Raw genomic sequence first — 18,571 nt, 5'->3', positions numbered from 1 at the left:
GTTGTCCGTGCACGAGCATAAACAGCAAGCACCCGAGCATGTTAGGTGTCACATAATAACAGTCAGTGATACGCGCACTTTGAAAACGGATAAAAGCGGCCACCTCATGCATGAAAAACTGACCGATTCAGGGTATACAGTCGTGGATCACCAAGTAGTCAAAGATGAAAAAGAAACCATCCGGGAAGCTGTGCAAGTGGCCAGTCGCCAGACGGAAGTCGATGTAATTCTGACAAACGGCGGGACTGGCGTAGCGGAACGGGATGTTACCATTGAGGTTGTACAATCGCTGCTTGATAAAGAACTGCCCGGTTTTGGCGAAATCTTTCGTATGCTCAGCTACACAGAGGACATAGGGAGTTCTGCTATTTTATCAAGGGCGCTAGCCGGCATCACCCGAAACACTGTCATCTTTTCAACACCAGGTTCAAGCGGGGCTGTGAAACTGGCGATGGACAAGCTCATTCTTCCGGAAATGGCTCATGTGGTGAGGGAAACACAAAAAGATCTGCCTGAGAATGAAAAGGAAGCGTAAGGCTGCTCATTAGCCTTACGCTTCCTTATGAAACAAACGGTCGATCATCTATAATTAATACGCGTATAATCGTAACACTTTATGATGCACGCACCACGAGCACATCGCATGGCGCATAACGTGTGATATGTTCAGATACACTCCCGATGAAGAAGCGCTCAACAGCGTTTAATCCTGTAGCGCCGCAAATGATCAGATCCGCGTTATATTTGGGCGCCACCTCTTTCCCGATTTTCACTTTAGGGGAGCCATATTCGACATCAATGACGACATCCTGAACCCCTTCTTTTTTTGCCTTTTCTTGATAGTCGTTCAGAAGTTCGGTGGCGTATGTTTCAGCTTGCATAGCCAGCGAACGATCATAGGCTTCGACGGTAGCAAAAGCGCGGGTATCAACTACATGGGATAAAATCAATTGGGCATTGTTCCTTCTAGCAATATCAATCGCTTTGTTAAAAGCGAATTCTGCTGCGTTCGATCCATCAACTGCAACCACGATGTGTTTATATTCAAATTCCATCACTGATGCCCCCTTCCTAAAGTTACTTCCATTATACCATGAATGAGCGGCGTACAAACCCTGTGTCCTGTGTGAAAACACGTTCATTAATAATGACTATGTTCAATACTAGTGGTTGATACCATTTTGGGTTACCCTGCCATCACAATGCTCTTCTATATTAGAATCGGATCAAATTAGACAAGATGCAAACCTTTGAACGTGAACACAATCTGCTGTTTGTAGTAAAGTAGAAAGGGCATTCACTTACATATCTTATCAAAATAGGGGAATACGAAGGAGGTCTTGCTCGCATGCGTCATGCAATCATCACGGCAGGAACGAAAGGACTAGGAAAAAAAGTAACCGAACAATTTTTAAATCAAGGCTGCACTGTTACCGCTACGTATCGAAATGATGACCAGCAAGCAGAAAAACTTCTCCAAGAGAATGCTCACCTGGAAGGGAGACTACACCTTGTTCAAGCGGATGTCACACATTCTTCTGATCTTGTAAAACTGGTTCAGGAAACGATCGAACGATATGGCCGCGTCGATTACTTAATAAACAATGCCGGCCCTTATGTGTTCGAACGTAAAAAGCTGGCGGATTATACAACAGCTGAGTGGGATGAGATGATCCGGGGAAACTTAGATGCTGCTTTTCACTTATTTAAACACGTCATTCCATATATGCGAGACCAACAGTTTGGCAGGATTATCAATTACGGGTTCCAGGGTGCCGGGGCTGCCTCAGGCTGGCTCTATCGGTCAGCTTTTGCAGCAGCGAAGGTCGGGCTAGTGTCTTTAACGAAAACAATTGCTTTTGAAGAAGCAGAGCATGGGGTCACATCCAACATGATATGCCCAGGCAGCATAGCAGGAGAGATGAAAGAAGCGTCGATTAGTGAAAGTAAGCAGCAACCGGATCCAGCAACACCAGTCGGTCGTTCAGGAACCGGAGAAGACATCGCTCGTCTCATCGAATTTCTGTGCCAAGAGGATTCGGATATGATTACGGGGGCAGTCTATGAAGCGACCGGCGGGATCGACGTCATCCATCGCTACAGATAAGCTATTACTGCAATTTTCTGAATTTGAAGGAAAGCGTGAATTAATGAAGTGAGTTTGATACAATGTAAGGGCTTTCAAAAAATTGAAACTACCAACAGTAAAAAATTGATGGTATAGTTGAATCGTAATTAGGGAATAGGTCCCGACTTATGGAATGGGAGGTAGAGATCTTGAAAATTGGTGTACCTACTGAAATAAAAAATAACGAAAATCGGGTCGCCATGACACCGGCAGGCGTTATATCATTGACACATGCAGGACATGAGGTTTTTGTTGAAAGTGGAGCAGGAGCGGGCTCTAGCTTTACAGATAGCCAGTACGAAGAGGCTGGAGCTGTCATTGTCTATTCGGCATCAGAAGCCTGGAATAAAGAAATGGTCATGAAGGTTAAGGAGCCATTGCCAGAAGAATATTCTTACTTTTATCAAGGACTTATATTATTTACTTATCTTCACCTTGCTCCTGAACCTGAATTAACGAAAGCATTGATCGATAACCAGGTCGTTGCTATCGCCTATGAGACCGTCCAGCTTGATAATGGCTCCCTTCCGCTGCTCACACCGATGAGTGAAGTAGCAGGAAGGATGGCTACACAAATCGGAGCGCAGTTTTTAGAAAAATCCTACGGGGGCAAAGGGATTCTGTTAGGTGGCATTCCAGGTGTACGTCGCGGACGTGTTACAGTGATCGGCGGCGGTGTCGTCGGAACGAATGCGGCGAAAATCGCGTTAGGACTAGGAGCTGATGTGACCATCATCGATCTGAATCCTGAACGGTTGCGGCAATTGGACGACATTTTTGGCTCGGAAATTAACACCTTAATGTCTAATCCGTTAAATATTCAAGAAGCCCTGGAGGAGTCCGATCTCGTTGTAGGAGCGGTCTTGATTCCAGGTGCTAAAGCGCCGAAACTCGTATCTGAAGATGTCGTAAAAGCGATGAAAGAAGGGTCGGTTATCGTTGATGTGGCAATTGATCAAGGCGGTATTTTTGAAACCACCGATCGCATTACCACGCATGATAATCCGACATATGAAAAGCATGGCGTGCTCCATTATGCTGTAGCGAACATGCCTGGAAATGTACCGAGGACCTCCACTATCGGGTTAACGAATGTAACGGTTCCCTATGCGCTTCAGCTTGCGAATAAAGGGTATAAGCAAGCGTGTCAGGATAACCATCATTTGTTTAAAGGACTCAACACACTTGAAGGATATGTGACCTATCAAGCTGTGGCTGAAGCTCATGGCTTGGAATATGCCAGCGCCAAAGAATTGCTCCAAAAGTAATGAGTCAAGCAGTGCTTAAGAAAAAAGCACTGCTTTTTCTTAAGTTTGTTGCGATGTTAAACGGCTGCTCGTTCCTATATAACGCTTTTGTGAGTGATTTAACAAAATCTCAAAAAAAAGTGAAACATACGTTTAACTCATTCGTACATAAAGATAAGAACATTTAATCAAAGCGAGGTGAGGATATGGGGATTTTTTCGAAACTATTCGGAAACAAACAAAATAAGACACCAGATATTGAAGAACGAACCCCATTGAATATTAGAATAGGAGATATCGTGACGTTCGACCTTGTGGATTACGAAGTTGTTGGTAAAATCACATACCGCGATGGCTCCTATGAGTGGTATGCTTATCAATTACTGGAGGGGGATAAATCCATATGGCTTTCAGCAGAGATGGATGATGCGTTAGAATTAGGAGTGTACGAAAAAGTGAATCTTCCTGTTTCACGCCCGTTTCCCAAAACGATCGATTATGAAGGGACCACTTTTCATAAGGATGAAGAAGGAGAAGCACGGGTGCGAGGGGAAGGAAGAAGTTCCAATCTCAGCGGGGATGTCTTACCTTATGCGGATTATCTGTCAGAAGAAGAAAATGCTTATTTAAGTGCTGAAGCATGGGGAAGTGAAGTGGAGGTCAGTCACGGACGTGACATCGAATCATACGAAATAAAAATTATTGCTGCTTCAAAATAAAAGGAGGAATATAAATGTTTAAACTATTTAAACGTGTTAAGACGGTAGTAGGTTCAGAATTGAATGCGATGCTGGATAAAGCCGAAGATCCTGTAAAGATGCTCGATCAATTCATGCGTGACATGGAAAATGATATTCGTGAAGCAGAGACTGCTGTAGCGAAGCAGGTCGCGAACGAAAAAATGTTGAAGCGTAAGTATGATGATGCACAAGCTCTCGTTGAAAAACGCCAGAGCCAAGCGGAGCAAGCAATCGAGAGTGGTAATGAAGACTTGGCACGTCGAGCGCTTGAAGATAAGAACAACCATGCGGACCAAGCTTCACAGTTAAAAGAATCGTATGAGAGAGCAGAGGCGGACTCCCAAAATTTACGCTCGAAGCTCGATGAAATGAAAAAAGAATACCAAGAAATGAAATTGAAAAAAGACTCCCTGAAAGCCCGCGCAGAATCAGCCCAAACACGTACGAAAATGAACCGTACGATGTCGAATATCGGCGGCGACGAATCGCGGCAAGGGTTCGAGAGAATGGAAGAGAAGGTCATGCAGCATGAAGCTGAAGCAGAAACCAGTGAAGACATGTCACAAGCCAGCCGCTCACTCGATGATGAATTTGAAGATCTTGATAAGAAGAGCGGAGTCGATGACGAACTTTCTGAGTTAAAGAAAAAAATGGGTAAATCTTAATATTTTGGGTTGTAAGCTAGTGTAATGCCCGGTTATCAGCCGGGCATTATCATTTGTTTTGGGAAAGGAGGTCGCATATGAGAGATTTGGTCGGCATGCTAGCACTCGGTGCAATTGCACTATTCCTGCTTATTAATGCATTTGGCGGTGGTGCCCAAAGTTTAATGAAGGGTATGACCGGATCCCAATCAGAAGCTACATACGAAGAACTTCCTGATGAGCCAGACCGTAGCGAAATTTTATCGTCAATTGAAGAATCCGATGCTGCATCGATTGATGACTTGATCGAAGCGGAGTTTCCTCTGCTGGATACAGTCAAGCGGGATAACCAGCAGGCGAAAATATATATGACACGGAAACTCACCCTGCCGGAAGTTATTGATGAATTAAGCGGAAAAATTACGCCGGAAGAAGTCGGCGAAAGAGTTGATGATAAACAAGTTCTCATTTATGATGATCACTTTGTTACAGTAAAGGAAAGCGATGAAGAACCGAATCTCGTTTTGATTGAATTGGCCAATGATGAATTTGTGCGTAATCATTATTCACCTGGCTTTTTTCAAGGCATGTTTGCATACGCAATGCTTAACCGCATGCTGAATTCCAATGACTGGGCTGAGCGGCGTCGAAGTAGCTGTCGTAACAACTCAGGGTGCTATGGCGGTTATACCATGTACGGAGGTCAGGGCACAGGTTCATTCAGAGGGTCTTCTAATCGCGGCGGAGGTCCTGGTTCAGGAAAATAAAGAAGAGGAGGAGATAGAATGGGTCCATTTATTGCGACTTTCGTTTATTTTATATTAGCCATCATTGTAGTTGTCATTGGGTTGGTGATTTTTGAAAATATTACGAAACAGTATAAAGACTGGGAAGAAGTAAGAGACCAAAACCAGGCAGTCGCTTTGTCGATTGCAGGAAAAATCATAGGGATCTGTATTGTACTTTCATTCGCTATCTATCACAGCTTCACCATCTGGGATACGGTCATTTGGGGAGTGTATGGACTTGTCTTGCAAATGGCAGCCTACGGCATTTTTGAAGTGCTGACGCGAAAATTTTCGGTAGAAACAATGCTGAAGGAGAATAATCTGGCTGTCGGCATTATTTCAGCAGGTGTCTCGATTGGACTAGGGCTAGTCATTGGTGCGTCGATTACCTGATATGTTTCATTTTCGAAATCCCTGGATGACTTCCAGGGATTTTTATCTCGTATCACCTTTCATAAGCAAACAGGTAATTAGAATTATTTAAGCGGCGGCATGCCTGACGATGTCGGGTAAGTCTTTCGCTTCTGAACATGAGCTGGAGTGATCAGCATGAAAAACGAAATGGTTAAAAGAAGTCATGCGATATATTGGGCTTCTGGCATTGTATCAATTTGCGGTATTATATTTGAGGTTTTGTTCGGGGCACTCGGTTCCTACATATTAGGGGACGGCGTCAAACAATATACCCTTACCATCAGTCTCTTTTTGACGGGGATGGGCATTGGGGCAAGTTTAAGCGAAAACGTCATGAAACAGTTGATTACCACCTTCATATGGATTGAATACATGGTAGCCTTAATTGGAGGATTTTCCAGTTTCACCATGTTCGGAATTACGGCCTTTGCCCCATCCGGCTCTGATGCCCTTTTCTTGTATATGGTTACCTTTACAATCGGAGCTTTAACAGGGTTAGAGCTGCCTATATTGATCCGCAAGGCTAATGAAATCGGAGTTGAATTAAACAGAAGTACCGCACGCGTATTGTTTTCAGATTATGCGGGAGGATTAATTGGCGGGTTATTATTCGCCTTTTTACTTAGACCGCAAATGGGCATGGTAAAAAGTGCTTTTTTTGTCGCTTGTATTAATCTCGCTGTTGCTTTAGGCGTATTGTATCTTTTTCGTAAAGAAATTCAGCACATCAAACGACATGTCATGGCAGGTTTAACGATCGGCATCCTGCTTGTAGCGGGTTTATTTTTCGGTGAAGAAATGGCATTCTCGTTTGAACAAAAGCTGTATAAAGATCCTGTGCTACATATGGAGGAGTCAGCTTATCAGCGGATTGCCGTTACGAAAGACGAGGATGATGTGCGGTTATATTTAAATGGATCTTTGCAATTCAGTTCAACGGATGAATACCGTTACCATGAAACCCTTGTCCATCCCCCGATGGGGTTTGTTCCCGATCCAGAACATGCACTCATTCTGGGAGGGGGAGACGGGCTGGCTGCAAGGGAATTATTGAAGTACCCGTCTCTTAAATCGATCAAGCTCGTTGATCTCGATCCAGCTGTTACTGAATTAGCGAATGAAAATCCTCATTTATTGGAATTGAATGAGGGGTCATTAACCGATGACAAAGTATCCGTCGAGCATAAGGACGCATTTAAATTCCTGGAAAACAGTGATGATTTCTATGATGTCATTCTGCTTGATCTTCCAGATCCGAATAATGAAAGCTTGAATAAATTATATACGAAGGAATTCTATTCTCTAGTGCGAAATCATCTTTCTCCTGACGGTGCCCTCATGGCTCAGGCAACCAGCCCAGTTTTTGCAACAGAAGTTTATTGGACAATCAATGAAACGATAGAATCGACAGGGCTTCATACAGAGAACTTTCATGTGGACATTCCCAGCTTCGGGAACTGGGGCTTTGTATTTGCCAGTCGCAACAAAATCGCGGTTGAAGATTTGGACATCAACGTGTCTACGGAATTTTTAAAGGAATCCATGCTTCCTTCGTTAACGGTGTTTGGAAAAGATGAAGATAGGGAAATTACAAATGATGAAGGGGAACAGGTTCCCTTAAAGCCCAACACGTTGATCGACCCTCATTTGATTCAGAAGTATGAAGCCGCCTGGAGGAATTATTAGGGGACGATCACATCTATAATCAAGGAGTTGATCAAATGAACGTAACGTATCATGGACATTCTGTTGTAAAAGTCGAAGCAAATGGCAAGACGATTTTAATTGATCCCTTTATTTCGGATAACGGGAACACGGATTTGAAAGCGGAGGATGAAAATCCCGATGTGATACTGCTCACACATGGTCATAACGATCACGTAGGTGACACATTTGCTATTGCTAGACGTTCAGGTGCGCAAATTGTTGCCCCATTTGAGTTGGCCACGTACCTAGGAAATCAGGATTTGAATGCGCATCCTATGCACGTTGGCGGTTCCCACACGTTTGATTTTGGCACGGTCAAGCTTACCCAGGCTTTTCACGGTTCAGCGTACACAGAAGAAGATGGCAATATCGTTTATACCGGGATGCCAGCCGGGATTTTGCTGACGATTGATGGCAAAACGATTTATCACGCGGGTGATACAGGCTTATTCTCCGATTTGAAATTGATTGGTGAAATGAATAAAATCGATGTTGCTTTTCTTCCGATTGGTGATAACTTCACGATGGGACCAGAGGATGCATTGGTCGCTGCAAGATGGACAAAAGCTAAACAGGTCGTTCCTATCCATTACAACACATTTGATTTAATCAACCAGGATGGACAAGCTTTTGCTCGTCAGGTGGAGCCTGGTATCGGCAAAGCGTTAGAGCCTGGCGAATCAATATCCTTATAAGAACCACTTTAGCCCCTCATCCGATTCACGGAAGAGGGGCTTTGCTCTGATATATCGTACATAAAACTCCTCTAATGGTAGACTCAGATTCAAAATCGTTTGGGTTGGCTGGGAAATAACTCGCTTTCCTGCGGGGACCCGTCGAGCCTCCTCAGTCGCTTCGCTCCCTGCGGGGTCTCGTCGAGCTCCTTTTCCCGCGGGAGTCTCGTCATTTCCCAGCCAACCCTACCTTATATTGAAGAATGGCCCCTTCAATAGACAGGCTGAACAGAGAATCGACGTGGTCCGATGTTGGCTTATCGTATAGACGTGAGGGAAGTGTCACGAGCCGGAACTATTTAGCTCATGCAAGGCAAATCTTCTATCCCCAACCGCTTATTTGAAACCAGGTAGTCGTGCCGGATAGTAAAATAAGGTTTTGTGAGTAAACAACAACAACGTTTAACTGAGCTAATGGGAAAAATTGCACGGGAACTGTATCATCTGTATAATAACAATTAGAGGCAAAATTATTAGTACAGATGGAAAGAATGGTGAGGATTTTGGCCACTAAGCATGAACAGATTCTCCAGCACATTGATTCACTATCCGTAGGAAGTAAGATCTCCGTCAGAAGAATTGCTAAAACGTTGGATGTAAGTGAAGGGACAGCCTATCGTGCAATCAAGGAAGCGGAAAATCAAAACTTGGTTAGTACAATCGAGCGTGTTGGTACGATTCGAATTGAAAAAAAGAAGAAAGAAAATATCGAACGGTTAACGTTTGCTGAGATTATCAAGATAATTGATGGTCAAGTCCTAGGAGGACGTGAGGGCCTATATAAAACACTCCATAAGTTTGTGATCGGCGCTATGAAATTAGAAGCTATGATGCGCTACACGGAAGCAGGATCACTTTTAATTGTAGGAAACCGGACCAATGCTCACGAGTTGGCCATTAAAGAAGGCGCAGCCGTATTAATAACTGGCGGGTTTGATACAGACGATCACGTAAAAAAGCTGGCCGATGAGAAACATTTACCGATCCTATCGACAAGCTATGACACATTTACAGTAGCTACCATGATCAACCGTGCAATATATGACCAGCTCATCAAAAAAGAAATTGTCCTGGTTGACGATATATATACCTCGTTTAAAGAGTCTCACTATTTGACGACGAAAGACCAAGTGGCCACGTGGCACCAACTTAACGAGCAAACCGAGCACAGCCGTTACCCGGTGGTAGATAAAAATAATAGAGTGGTCGGCGTTGTAACGTCCAAGGATGTCATAGGTGAAGCGAAGACAACACCCATTGATCGTGTTATGACACGTCATCCGATGACCGTTAACACCCGGACCTCATTGGCGAATGCAGCCCATGTTATGGTGTGGGAAGGGATTGAATTGATGCCTGTAGTCGATCACCATCATAAATTTCAAGGGATCATCTCAAGGCAGGATGTTTTAAAAGCCCTTCAGCATTTACAACGTCAGCCTCAAGTGGGTGAAACCATTGATGATCTGGTATCCAAACAAATGGTCATTAAGGAAGGTGAACAAAAAGACATTACCTTCGACACGCAAGTGACCCCGCAGATGACCAATCAGTTAGGCTCGCTTTCCTATGGCGTATTTACGTCGTTGGTCACTGAATCGGCAAGTCGATTACTGCGAAAGTATAAAAAAGGTGATCTTGTCGTAGAAAATATTTCGATTTACTTTCTTAAGCCTGTGCAGCTTGAAAGTGAACTGGAGATAAAACCTCATTTATTAGAGGTGGGACGTAAATTTGCGAAAGTTGATGTGGAAGTCTTTAACGAAGGTGCGTTGGTAGGGAAGTCCTTACTTATGGCGCAATTGATTGACAGGTAGTCCGGCTCAACTTAAAAAGCCTGATTTACACGTGCAGGCTATATAATCCTCACGTGTAAATCAGGCTGCACATTAAGTTGACACCATCAGGGAGTCAATCGATAACGCGCGTTCTTTGGTATTCACGTTTATAATGCTGAAGGCTTTTCGTACCAAAACGAATTTGAAATACCCCGATTAAGATAAATGCGATTCCTATAAATAAGGATAGTTGGGTTTCGTAAGCTAAATATTGATTGATAGCAAAAAACAAGATAAATGAGCCCAGGCATATCCGTGCTTTGCTATTTTGATATTCTTGCATTAAGGGGTCCTTCGTTTTAATGATAGTGACTTTGTAATAAACATACATAACCAGCGAAATAAGGATAAGCGCCGAAAAAATAAACACGTGCATCTACTCCTGTGTAAGTTTTCAAATCCGGTATCAATTGTAGCTTGTTTTATGAATTTATGCTACCGATTGATTAAAATCTATGATTTAATATGGAGGTAGCCGCACCATCTTGTAAGAGATGGAGAAAGGAATGAAACGATGGTTGTTCATGATATTGTTGATACGATTAAAGCTTATGATACGATTATTATCCACCGTCACGTAAGGCCTGATCCTGATGCTTATGGGTCACAAGGCGCGTTGGCTGAAATGATAATGACAAGCTTCCCGGAAAAAAACGTCTTCGTAACGGGATTGGAAGATGAATCACTGAATTACTTATTATGCATGGATAAGGTTCCTGATGAAGCTTATGAACAGGCATTGGTCATCGTATGTGATACTGCAAATCAAGCCAGGATAGATGATCAACGCTATAAATTGGGAGATAAGCTGATAAAAATTGATCATCATCCAACCGTCGATGAATATGGCGATATTCAATGGGTAGATACGACAGCCAGTTCTACCTCCGAAATGATTTTTGAAGTGTTCCTTTCGTCTAAAGATGATGGGTTAACGTTTAATGACAATGCTGCTCGGTTAGCTTATGCTGGTATAGTCGGGGATACAGGACGATTTTTGTTTCCAAGCACGAGCAGGAAGACACTTGAATACGCAGCCGAACTCGTGATGTACAGCTTTGATCGATCAGACCTTTACGATAATATGTATAAAACAAAAATGAATCTCGCACGATTAAAAGGATATATTTTGCAGCATTTCTCGGTTTCTTCGTCAGGCCACATTGTTGTGACTATAACAAAAGATATTTTGGAAGCGTATCATGTGTCCCCGATGGAAACCAGTCAGCTTGTGGGTCTCCTTGGAGACATTGAAGATGTTCTGGCCTGGGTTTTTTTCATCGAAGAAGACGAGTTGATCAGGGTCCGGCTTCGTTCAAAAGGGCCTGCAGTGAATGAAATAGCTTCCCGGCATAACGGAGGAGGCCATCCTATGGCTGCGGGCGCGACAGCTTACTCGTGGGAGGAGACAGAAACAATCTCGCAAGAACTAGATGAAGCTTGCCGCATTTACAAAGAGCAATAAAAAAAACGCCTGAGAAGACTTTCCTCAGGCGTTACGTGTCAGGAACACTGATCATCTCTTAGAGGGATGATCCAGCATCCGCTGTCAGTTTTATCGAAATGGACTTGTAATTGATGTTTTTGTACTTCGCGTTTCATTAAACGGATGAGCTCTTCTGTTTCAACAAATGCCGTATAGCCACTTACTAACTGAGCGACCTTCTCTTCAATTTGCCTATGACTGTCGAGGATCAACATTGCATCATCACCCCTTTTTGGCATTGTTCAAGATATTAATTTAATTGTATAAAAATTCAATCGTGATTGCCAGTTTTTTGTTTTGCCAGTTTTTGATAACCCATTTTGTTAATGGTCTATTGCAATCATGATTCTCAATCGTGTCTGCGGGGCTAATGCCAGGAAGCGTACCTCCAATAAATAATTGACATCATCGATTTTAAATCGTTTATTTTCAATTACAGAGATCACTAAGTCAGGGTTTTGGGCCAAATCTTCTATTTGTTTACCGATAATGGATTGCAATTCGTCTTTAACCATTGCTTCCAACTGATGTTTAGTGAGTCGATCTACCTCGAGCCGATCGTCATTGATAAAGGCCACTTCAAGTTCTTGGATTTGCTGGATATCCGTTTTTTGCTCTTCTTCTTGTTCTTGCGATTCCAACAGCCCCTCATATTTTGACTCAAGCTGTGTCAATTCAGTTTGCAGATCAATACTCTCCTCGGTAATCCTTTCATATATGCGCCCGTGAATAAACAAAAAGAATATATAAGCAATGATTGCACCTACCACAACGCCCGTCAACAGCCATTGCCATTCTCTTCTTTTATAATATGGAGGGATGTGCATTAGGTGACATCCTCATGTAAAACCCATGAAAATACTAAAAGGGCCGCTTGGACGCCTCCCATAGCGGAAACAATCACCATTACTTGTTTGAACAAATCAAAGGGTGAGCCTTCAAAAATACCTTTTTCAAAGTTGCTGATTGCATCAAATGTGCCTCCAATAGCTGCTACGATGGCCCAAATCCGTAAACGTTTAGCAATTCGATAAATAGATGTCATAGGGGCTTCGCCAGTAATAAATCCGCCGATACTTCCTATAATCGCCCCTCCGATTACCACGCCGAAAGCGATGAAAAAGCAGTGAATCATTGATATGACTAGACGTTCATCCATTCTTCACTCTCCTTATGCAGGCACGTCCTTTATTGCATTATATTCAGATGAAAAATTGGATATGCTGAGTGGTTTCAATCCATTTCAGGTTTTCGGTATAATAACAAGAAGAGAGAAGGTGAAATCAATGTCAGGAACCCAATTGCAGTGTCGAAGCAGTTACACCCTCATGCACAGTACATTAACGCCGGGGGATATAGCTGAGCAAGCAAAAGCGTTAGGTTATTCAGCGGCGGCACTTACGGATGATCGCGTCATGTATGGAGCAGTGTCGTTTTATCAAGCTTGTGTACAGGCAAATATCAAACCGATAATAGGGCTGACCCTATACATAGAGTCCAATGAGTTTAAATACCCTCTGATTCTGCTGGCGCTCAACAATAATGGGTACCAGACGTTGCTTTCCCTGAGCACTAGGCAGCAATTAGATGAAAAGGCCTATTTAAAAGAAGAAGACATAGAAGATATTGATGATGTTCTTGGCATTTTGCCTGTGACAGAAACGGAGTGGGCTAGATCCATCGTTGAAGGTGAAGAGGAGGGTTTGGCAGCGACTGTTGAGGCTTGGAAAAATCGGCTTGGCACTGAACAATTTTATCTTGGAGTCCAGGATCACGGGGAGGAATCAGAACAACGGGCAGCCCATGCTTTACGCCAGTTTGTCGAGAACTATCAGGTTAATGTGACCGCTGTTCAAGATATTCGTTATAAAAATAAGCCGGATGCGTTAGCCTATACATGTTTAAAAGCTATGAGAGAAGGCGACATTTGGGCAGAAGAACGTGTGCCTGCTGAATTACAGAATCATCATTACCCTGCTCCTGAAGAGATGCAGGACGCGTACGCTAAGTGGTGGCCAGAAGTATTAGAGGCAGCCGATCATATTGCTTCGCGTTGCCACGTAAATCTTTCGTTTGATTCACACCTGCTCCCCTCTTACCCGTTGGACGAGGAGATGACAGCGGATACGTATTTGCGGCAGTTATGTCAGGACCAATTACACCGTCTTTTTGATGAACCGAGTTCGGAAGCTATTGATCGGATGGAATACGAACTTAATATTATTACATCGATGCAATTCAGTGATTATTTCTTAATTGTTTGGGACTTTGTGGCGTATGCCAAGCGAGAAGGCATAAAAGTCGGTCCTGGCCGTGGATCGGCGGCAGGGTCATTTGTAGCTTTTTTATTAGGCATTACAGAAGTTGATCCGCTGGAATATGATTTGCTTTTCGAACGTTTCCTTAACCCTGAACGCATGACGATGCCAGATATTGATATTGATTTCCCTGACCATCGCAGAGATGAAATGATTCAGTATGTAGCAGAAAAATATGGACGTGATAAGGTAGCCCAAATTATAACATTCGGAACCTTTGCTGCCCGCAGTCTATTGCGCGAACTTTTTAAAGTCATGGACGTTCAACAGTCGGAAGCAGCTTTCATCCTTAAGCATATCCCGGCAAACTCTGGATTATCATTAGGCGAGGCCGTCCGCAAGTCTAGTGAACTCGTTTCATACATTCAGCAATCACCAAAATTGAAGAAGTTGTTCAAAGTGGCTGCAGGACTAGAAGGGCTGCCCCGGCATGTGTCGACGCATGCTGCAGGCGTTGTCATCAGTGAAGTCCCCCTGGTCCGGAATGTCCCCTTAACGAGCGGGCACGAGGATGTTGCCTTGACGCAATACGCGATGGAGGATTTGGAATCAATCGGATTGTTGAAAATGGATTTTTTAGGGTTGCGCAATCTAAGCTTGATGGAGCGAATCGAACACCAGGTGAACCGCACTCAAAAGCAACGCTTCTCAGTGAAAGATATTCCATTCGACGATGCGTTGACTTATGAGCTTTTAAAAGAAGGGAAAACAAACGGCATATTCCAATTGGAATCAAGTGGCATGAAAGGTGTCCTGCAGCGTCTACGGCCGTCTCATTTTGAAGATGTAGTAGCGGTGAACGCCTTATACCGCCCTGGCCCGATGGAATATATTTCGGTTTATATCAATCGTAAACACGGACTTGAAAGGGTTCAATATCCGCATCCCGATGTCGCACCTCTATTAGAAAAGACGTTCGGGGTATTAGTGTATCAAGAACAAATTATGCAAGTGGCGGAAAAAATAGCAGGTTTCACATTAGGACAAGCCGATATTTTGCGCCGTGCCGTCAGCAAGAAAAAAGATGCTGAGTTGAAAGAACAACGAACAGCATTTATCGAGGGATGCGTGGCTCGAGGTTATGACAGAGCGGTTGCCACGGAAATTTTCGAATGGATTGTGAAATTTTCAAACTACGGTTTTAACCGAAGTCACGCTGTGGCTTACAGTATCATTTCCTATCAATTGGCTTATTTGAAAGCTCATTACCCTTCGTTCTTCCTGGCAGAACTTATGAATGCTCATACAGGTCACCATGATAAATTAGCCAACTACATTCGTGAGGCTAAGGGGCTCGGTGTAGAAGTCTTGCACCCCTCTATAAATAGCAGCGTTCCCTATTTCCGAGTAGACCAGGGAAGGATCCGTATGGGGTTGATAGCGGTTAAGGGAGTAGGATATCAAGCTGCAAAAGATATTGTCGAAGCACGAAGCAATGGCCCATTTAAAAGCTTACATGATTTTTGTCTGCGTGTTCCTTCACGTACAGTAAGCCGGCAGGTGATCGAAGCGTTGATTTTAGCCGGAGCACTAGATGAAACCCGTAAGAATCGGGCTACTTTATTGGCGTCGATTGACCAGGCCATGGAACAAGGGGAGTTATTCAAAGAATTTGACGGTCAAACGTCCTGGTTTGAAAGTGGCTTGGAATTAGAAGCAGAATACATCGAACAAGAGGCATTTCCTACTCTGAAAAATTTAGCCATGGAAAAAGAAGTACTTGGAACATATCTATCTGATCATCCACTGGGCATTCACCGAGAGCAGTTACGTCAACAGGGTTACATCTCATTAAAACAAGCTGAACAATCTGCGTTAACTGGCCAGATTCATATTTGTGCTGTAGTAGATGAAATTAAGGAAATCAGAACAAAACGCGGTGACCCCATGGCATTCATTAAACTGAGTGATGAAGCCCACCAAATGGAAGGGGTCTTGTTCCCTGATATTCATCGTAAAGTGAAGCCCTGGCTGACCGAGCAGATGATGGTCACCTTCAAAGGGAAATTAGAAAAACGGAACCATAAACTGCAGTGGCTGATCGCGGAACTGCAGCCTTACCAAGAAACTGTCAAAAGTGAGCCTCCTGCTGCTAAACGAGTTTTTGTAAGAATCCATCAGCAGGATCAACAGGAAGCCCGACAAGCTCTGCAGCAAATCGCGTCCTATTTCCCAGGGAATACGCCTGTTATCGTGTTTAACGCAGAGACGAGAAAGACATATCAATTGGATGCATCATTTAATTTAGAATTGACTAACGATTGTTTGCGAGCATTGTATGATTATTTTGGGAAAGCGTCAGTTGCGATAAAGCCTGTGTCTACTGAAGCGTGATTTACATCCACCCATTCTACCCCGCCTTTTTGTTTGCTAAGTCCGGCATTTTGTCTGGATGGTATGTTCTTTACACGATTTTTGCATCTGTTATAATTAAGAAGTTACGGTGGTCAGACCACCTAAGCCGTTAAAACGTATATTATATTGAGCTATAAAAGGAGCGGGTTATACTTGTCAAATCTACGAGATGAAGCATTGCACATGCATCGGGTAAATAAAGGTAAACTGGCAACGCACTCTAAAGTTCCAATCAAGAATGCAAAAGATCTTAGTTTAGCCTATTCTCCTGGTGTAGCTGAACCGTGTAAAGAGATATATGACCATAAAGATACTGTTTATGACTACACAATGAAAGGGAACATGGTAGCCGTTGTAAGTGACGGTTCAGCTGTTTTAGGGCTGGGCAACATAGGTCCTGAGGCGTCACTTCCGGTTATGGAAGGAAAAGCTGCACTTTTTAAAGCTTTTGCTGGAGTAGATGCTTTCCCTATTTGCCTTGATACGTATGAGGTAGAGAAGATTGTCCAAACAGTCAAATTAATGGAACCGACATTTGGCGGTGTTAATCTTGAAGATATTGCAGCACCTAATTGCTTTATTATCGAAGAGCAGTTAAAAAAAGAAACGAACATACCCATATTTCATGATGACCAGCATGGTACGGCCATTGTTACCGTTGCCGGTTTGATGAACGCCCTTAAAATCGTAGGTAAATCATTTTCTGATATAAAAGTAGTAGCCAATGGCGCAGGAGCAGCTGGAATTGCGATTATCAAGCTTCTTTATCATTTCGGTGTCCGCGACATTATCATGTGCGATTCTAAAGGAGCGATCTTTGAAGGGCGCAGTTATGGAATGAACCCTGTAAAAGATGAGATAGCTAAAATAACGAACAAAGATAAACAAGAAGGAAGCCTAGAAGAAATTATGAAGGATTCGGATGTGTTTGTAGGCGTTTCTGTAGGAGGGCTGCTATCTAAAGAGATGGTAGAGAGCATGAATGATGATCCGATCATATTTGCCATGGCTAACCCTGAACCAGAAATAATGCCTGCAGATGCTAAAGCATCCGGCGCGCGTGTCATTGGGACAGGACGTTCCGACTTCCCGAACCAGGTTAACAATGTACTTGCTTTCCCGGGTATATTTCGAGGAGCGTTGGATGTCAGAGCGACACGAATCAATGAGAAGATGAAAATCGCTGCTGCAGAGGCTATTGCTTCCCTGGTTGGGCCAGATGAACTGAATGAAGACTATGTCATACCTGCTCCTTTTGATAAAAGGGTTGCGCCTGCAGTAGCTGCTAGCGTAGCTAAAGCAGCCATGGAATCGGGTGTGGCTCGCCATCATGTGGACCCTGAGGAAGTAGCTGAGAAGACGCGGCAGCTTACGATGATTGACGAGGATAATTAATGGAAGAGAAGCCGTTTTGGCTTTTCTTCCATTTACATGTGAAGGTTCCTCATAAGAAAATGACCCTTCCTTAATAGAAGGAGTGACGCACGAACGTGGATAAGCCGCCAAAGGTAAAAGTGTATGAAGAAGTGCTGCAACAAATACGTGCGTTTATCACCGCTCAAGGGCTGCTTCCGGGAGACAGACTCCCATCGGAACGAGAGCTCAGCGATACGTTGCAAGTCAGCCGTTCCTCACTTCGCGAAGCTTTAAGAGCAATAGAGCTGCTAGGTTTGATTGAAACGAGAAGAGGTGAAGGAACATTCGTTCAAGCTTACCGGACGAATCGAACGATCGAATTGTTGTCGACATTCATTTTGAACGAGTCGCGGACGCGGGAAGAATTAATTCATGCTCGGCAAATGCTTGAAAAAGAAGTCATTATCCATCTTGCAGGTCGCCTGGAAGGTCATGAGCTGCAGGAACTGCGAATCTTGAAGGAAACATTTACGTCGGACGATCGGGAGCTTTATCAGCAATTTTTTTCGCATTTATTTACGGTTCATAATTATCAGCTCCTGACGCGGATGTGGGAATTAATAGATGATTTCATTTCAACTTATCATCCATCGCCTTACAATCATGGGTTTTATAGTAACGTGGTGTCCATCTTGAAGAATGGGTCTCCTATTGATGTTCACGATCTGTATGAGTCCGAGTGACGTGACAAAATCGACGCGACTGAGTACTACACATTCTGCTCGGTTTTACGATATATTGAATTTAGACCAGTTT

At 43.5% G+C, this 18,571-nt stretch carries 19 protein-coding genes; 14 read left to right on the top strand and 5 right to left on the bottom strand.

Features of this window, described 5'->3' with window-relative positions:
* The first annotated feature begins 1 nt into the window (after position 1).
* The gene (locus tag HOP45_RS13495; RefSeq protein ID WP_181349858.1) at positions 2-535 is read left to right on the top strand and encodes a MogA/MoaB family molybdenum cofactor biosynthesis protein; all 534 of its coding nucleotides are present in this window, start codon (positions 2-4) and stop codon (positions 533-535) included.
* Positions 536-614: 79 nt separating this feature from the next.
* Here HOP45_RS13495 and HOP45_RS13490 read toward each other — a convergent pair whose 3' ends face one another.
* The gene (locus tag HOP45_RS13490; RefSeq protein ID WP_181349856.1) at positions 615-1,055 is read right to left on the bottom strand and encodes a universal stress protein; all 441 of its coding nucleotides are present in this window, start codon (positions 1,053-1,055) and stop codon (positions 615-617) included.
* A 293-nt stretch (positions 1,056-1,348) separates the two neighbouring features.
* On the opposite strand from HOP45_RS13490, the gene HOP45_RS13485 reads away from it, so the two are divergent.
* From HOP45_RS13485 to HOP45_RS13445, 9 genes are all read left to right on the top strand, one after another.
* Complete coding sequence (locus HOP45_RS13485; protein WP_181349855.1) at positions 1,349-2,107, top strand: SDR family oxidoreductase; 759 nt, start codon at positions 1,349-1,351, stop codon at positions 2,105-2,107.
* Between the two features lie 170 nt (positions 2,108-2,277).
* Positions 2,278-3,396, top strand: a complete 1,119-nt coding sequence (gene ald / locus HOP45_RS13480; protein ID WP_181349852.1) for an alanine dehydrogenase — start codon at positions 2,278-2,280, stop codon at positions 3,394-3,396.
* A 185-nt stretch (positions 3,397-3,581) separates the two neighbouring features.
* Complete coding sequence (locus tag HOP45_RS13475) at positions 3,582-4,094, top strand: DUF4178 domain-containing protein (protein WP_181349851.1); 513 nt, start codon at positions 3,582-3,584, stop codon at positions 4,092-4,094.
* A 14-nt stretch (positions 4,095-4,108) separates the two neighbouring features.
* A complete protein-coding gene (locus HOP45_RS13470) occupies positions 4,109-4,780 on the top strand; it encodes a PspA/IM30 family protein (protein WP_181349849.1) in 672 nt (223 codons plus the stop codon).
* A 77-nt stretch (positions 4,781-4,857) separates the two neighbouring features.
* Positions 4,858-5,526: a DUF4247 domain-containing protein gene (locus HOP45_RS13465; protein ID WP_181349847.1), complete on the top strand. Its 669-nt coding sequence runs from the start codon at positions 4,858-4,860 to the stop codon at positions 5,524-5,526.
* An 18-nt stretch (positions 5,527-5,544) separates the two neighbouring features.
* Positions 5,545-5,940 carry a DUF350 domain-containing protein gene (locus HOP45_RS13460; protein ID WP_181349845.1) on the top strand — a complete coding sequence of 132 codons (396 nt, stop codon included), beginning with the start codon at positions 5,545-5,547 and terminating at the stop codon, positions 5,938-5,940.
* A gap of 156 nt (positions 5,941-6,096) precedes the next feature.
* The gene (locus tag HOP45_RS13455) at positions 6,097-7,647 is read left to right on the top strand and encodes a polyamine aminopropyltransferase (protein ID WP_181349844.1); all 1,551 of its coding nucleotides are present in this window, start codon (positions 6,097-6,099) and stop codon (positions 7,645-7,647) included.
* Between the two features lie 35 nt (positions 7,648-7,682).
* Positions 7,683-8,363: a metal-dependent hydrolase gene (locus HOP45_RS13450; RefSeq protein WP_181349842.1), complete on the top strand. Its 681-nt coding sequence runs from the start codon at positions 7,683-7,685 to the stop codon at positions 8,361-8,363.
* 542 nt (positions 8,364-8,905) lie between these two features.
* Positions 8,906-10,219 (top strand): DRTGG domain-containing protein, encoded by a 1,314-nt coding sequence (locus tag HOP45_RS13445; protein ID WP_181349968.1) that lies wholly within the window; start codon positions 8,906-8,908, stop codon positions 10,217-10,219.
* A 94-nt stretch (positions 10,220-10,313) separates the two neighbouring features.
* Here the strand turns inward: HOP45_RS13445 and HOP45_RS13440 are convergent, their stop codons facing one another.
* Positions 10,314-10,610 (bottom strand): YtpI family protein, encoded by a 297-nt coding sequence (locus HOP45_RS13440; RefSeq protein ID WP_181349840.1) that lies wholly within the window; start codon positions 10,608-10,610, stop codon positions 10,314-10,316.
* A gap of 144 nt (positions 10,611-10,754) precedes the next feature.
* Between HOP45_RS13440 and HOP45_RS13435 the strand changes: the two genes are divergently transcribed.
* Positions 10,755-11,705, top strand: a complete 951-nt coding sequence (locus HOP45_RS13435; protein ID WP_181349838.1) for a DHH family phosphoesterase — start codon at positions 10,755-10,757, stop codon at positions 11,703-11,705.
* A 38-nt stretch (positions 11,706-11,743) separates the two neighbouring features.
* On the opposite strand, the gene HOP45_RS13430 is transcribed toward HOP45_RS13435, so the two are convergent.
* The 3 genes from HOP45_RS13430 to ytrH all read right to left on the bottom strand — a co-directional run bounded on the left by HOP45_RS13430 (position 11,744) and on the right by ytrH (position 12,885).
* On the bottom strand, positions 11,744-11,941 hold the full coding sequence (locus HOP45_RS13430; protein WP_181349836.1) for a YtzJ family protein: 198 nt from the start codon (positions 11,939-11,941) through the stop codon (positions 11,744-11,746).
* Positions 11,942-12,049: 108 nt separating this feature from the next.
* Positions 12,050-12,553 carry a sporulation membrane protein YtrI gene (gene ytrI, locus HOP45_RS13425; RefSeq protein ID WP_181349835.1) on the bottom strand — a complete coding sequence of 168 codons (504 nt, stop codon included), beginning with the start codon at positions 12,551-12,553 and terminating at the stop codon, positions 12,050-12,052.
* Positions 12,553-12,885, bottom strand: coding sequence for a sporulation membrane protein YtrH (gene ytrH / locus HOP45_RS13420; protein WP_181349833.1), 333 nt, complete (start codon positions 12,883-12,885; stop codon positions 12,553-12,555). Before ytrH ends, ytrI begins: the two co-directional genes overlap by 1 nt.
* A 127-nt stretch (positions 12,886-13,012) precedes the next feature.
* Here ytrH and dnaE point away from each other — a divergent pair, with 127 nt between their 5' ends.
* The 3 genes from dnaE (at position 13,013) to HOP45_RS13405 (ending at position 18,498) form a co-directional block, all read left to right on the top strand.
* Entirely contained in the window at positions 13,013-16,378 is a 3,366-nt protein-coding gene (gene dnaE, locus HOP45_RS13415; protein WP_181349831.1) for a DNA polymerase III subunit alpha, read from the top strand.
* Positions 16,379-16,582: 204 nt separating this feature from the next.
* Positions 16,583-17,794 (top strand): NADP-dependent malic enzyme, encoded by a 1,212-nt coding sequence (ystJ, locus tag HOP45_RS13410; protein WP_181349967.1) that lies wholly within the window; start codon positions 16,583-16,585, stop codon positions 17,792-17,794.
* Positions 17,795-17,889: 95 nt separating this feature from the next.
* A complete protein-coding gene (locus HOP45_RS13405; protein WP_181349829.1) occupies positions 17,890-18,498 on the top strand; it encodes a FadR/GntR family transcriptional regulator in 609 nt (202 codons plus the stop codon).
* The last annotated feature ends 73 nt before the right edge of the window (positions 18,499-18,571 follow it).

This window comes from Thalassobacillus sp. CUG 92003, assembly GCF_013618635.1.
Lineage (GTDB): Bacteria > Bacillota > Bacilli > Bacillales > Halobacillaceae > CUG-92003.
This window is presented reverse-complemented; position numbering and strand designations above follow the sequence as displayed.

Bases quoted from the DNA above. Each gene is read 5' to 3' on its own strand.
- HOP45_RS13460 (WP_181349845.1), top strand. From the start codon at position 5,545: ATGGGTCCATTTATTGCGACTTTCGTTTATTTTATATTAGCCATCATT.
- HOP45_RS13455 (WP_181349844.1), top strand. From the start codon at position 6,097: ATGAAAAACGAAATGGTTAAAAGAAGTCATGCGATATATTGGGCTTCT.
- HOP45_RS13430 (WP_181349836.1), bottom strand. From the start codon at position 11,941: ATGTTGATCCTCGACAGTCATAGGCAAATTGAAGAGAAGGTCGCTCAG.
- HOP45_RS13450 (WP_181349842.1), top strand. From the start codon at position 7,683: ATGAACGTAACGTATCATGGACATTCTGTTGTAAAAGTCGAAGCAAAT.
- HOP45_RS13470 (WP_181349849.1), top strand. From the start codon at position 4,109: ATGTTTAAACTATTTAAACGTGTTAAGACGGTAGTAGGTTCAGAATTG.
- ytrH (WP_181349833.1), bottom strand. From the start codon at position 12,885: ATGGATGAACGTCTAGTCATATCAATGATTCACTGCTTTTTCATCGCT.
- HOP45_RS13475 (WP_181349851.1), top strand. From the start codon at position 3,582: ATGGGGATTTTTTCGAAACTATTCGGAAACAAACAAAATAAGACACCA.
- HOP45_RS13435 (WP_181349838.1), top strand. From the start codon at position 10,755: ATGGTTGTTCATGATATTGTTGATACGATTAAAGCTTATGATACGATT.
- dnaE (WP_181349831.1), top strand. From the start codon at position 13,013: ATGTCAGGAACCCAATTGCAGTGTCGAAGCAGTTACACCCTCATGCAC.
- ytrI (WP_181349835.1), bottom strand. From the start codon at position 12,553: ATGCACATCCCTCCATATTATAAAAGAAGAGAATGGCAATGGCTGTTG.
- HOP45_RS13485 (WP_181349855.1), top strand. From the start codon at position 1,349: ATGCGTCATGCAATCATCACGGCAGGAACGAAAGGACTAGGAAAAAAA.
- ystJ (WP_181349967.1), top strand. From the start codon at position 16,583: ATGCATCGGGTAAATAAAGGTAAACTGGCAACGCACTCTAAAGTTCCA.
- HOP45_RS13465 (WP_181349847.1), top strand. From the start codon at position 4,858: ATGAGAGATTTGGTCGGCATGCTAGCACTCGGTGCAATTGCACTATTC.
- HOP45_RS13490 (WP_181349856.1), bottom strand. From the start codon at position 1,055: ATGGAATTTGAATATAAACACATCGTGGTTGCAGTTGATGGATCGAAC.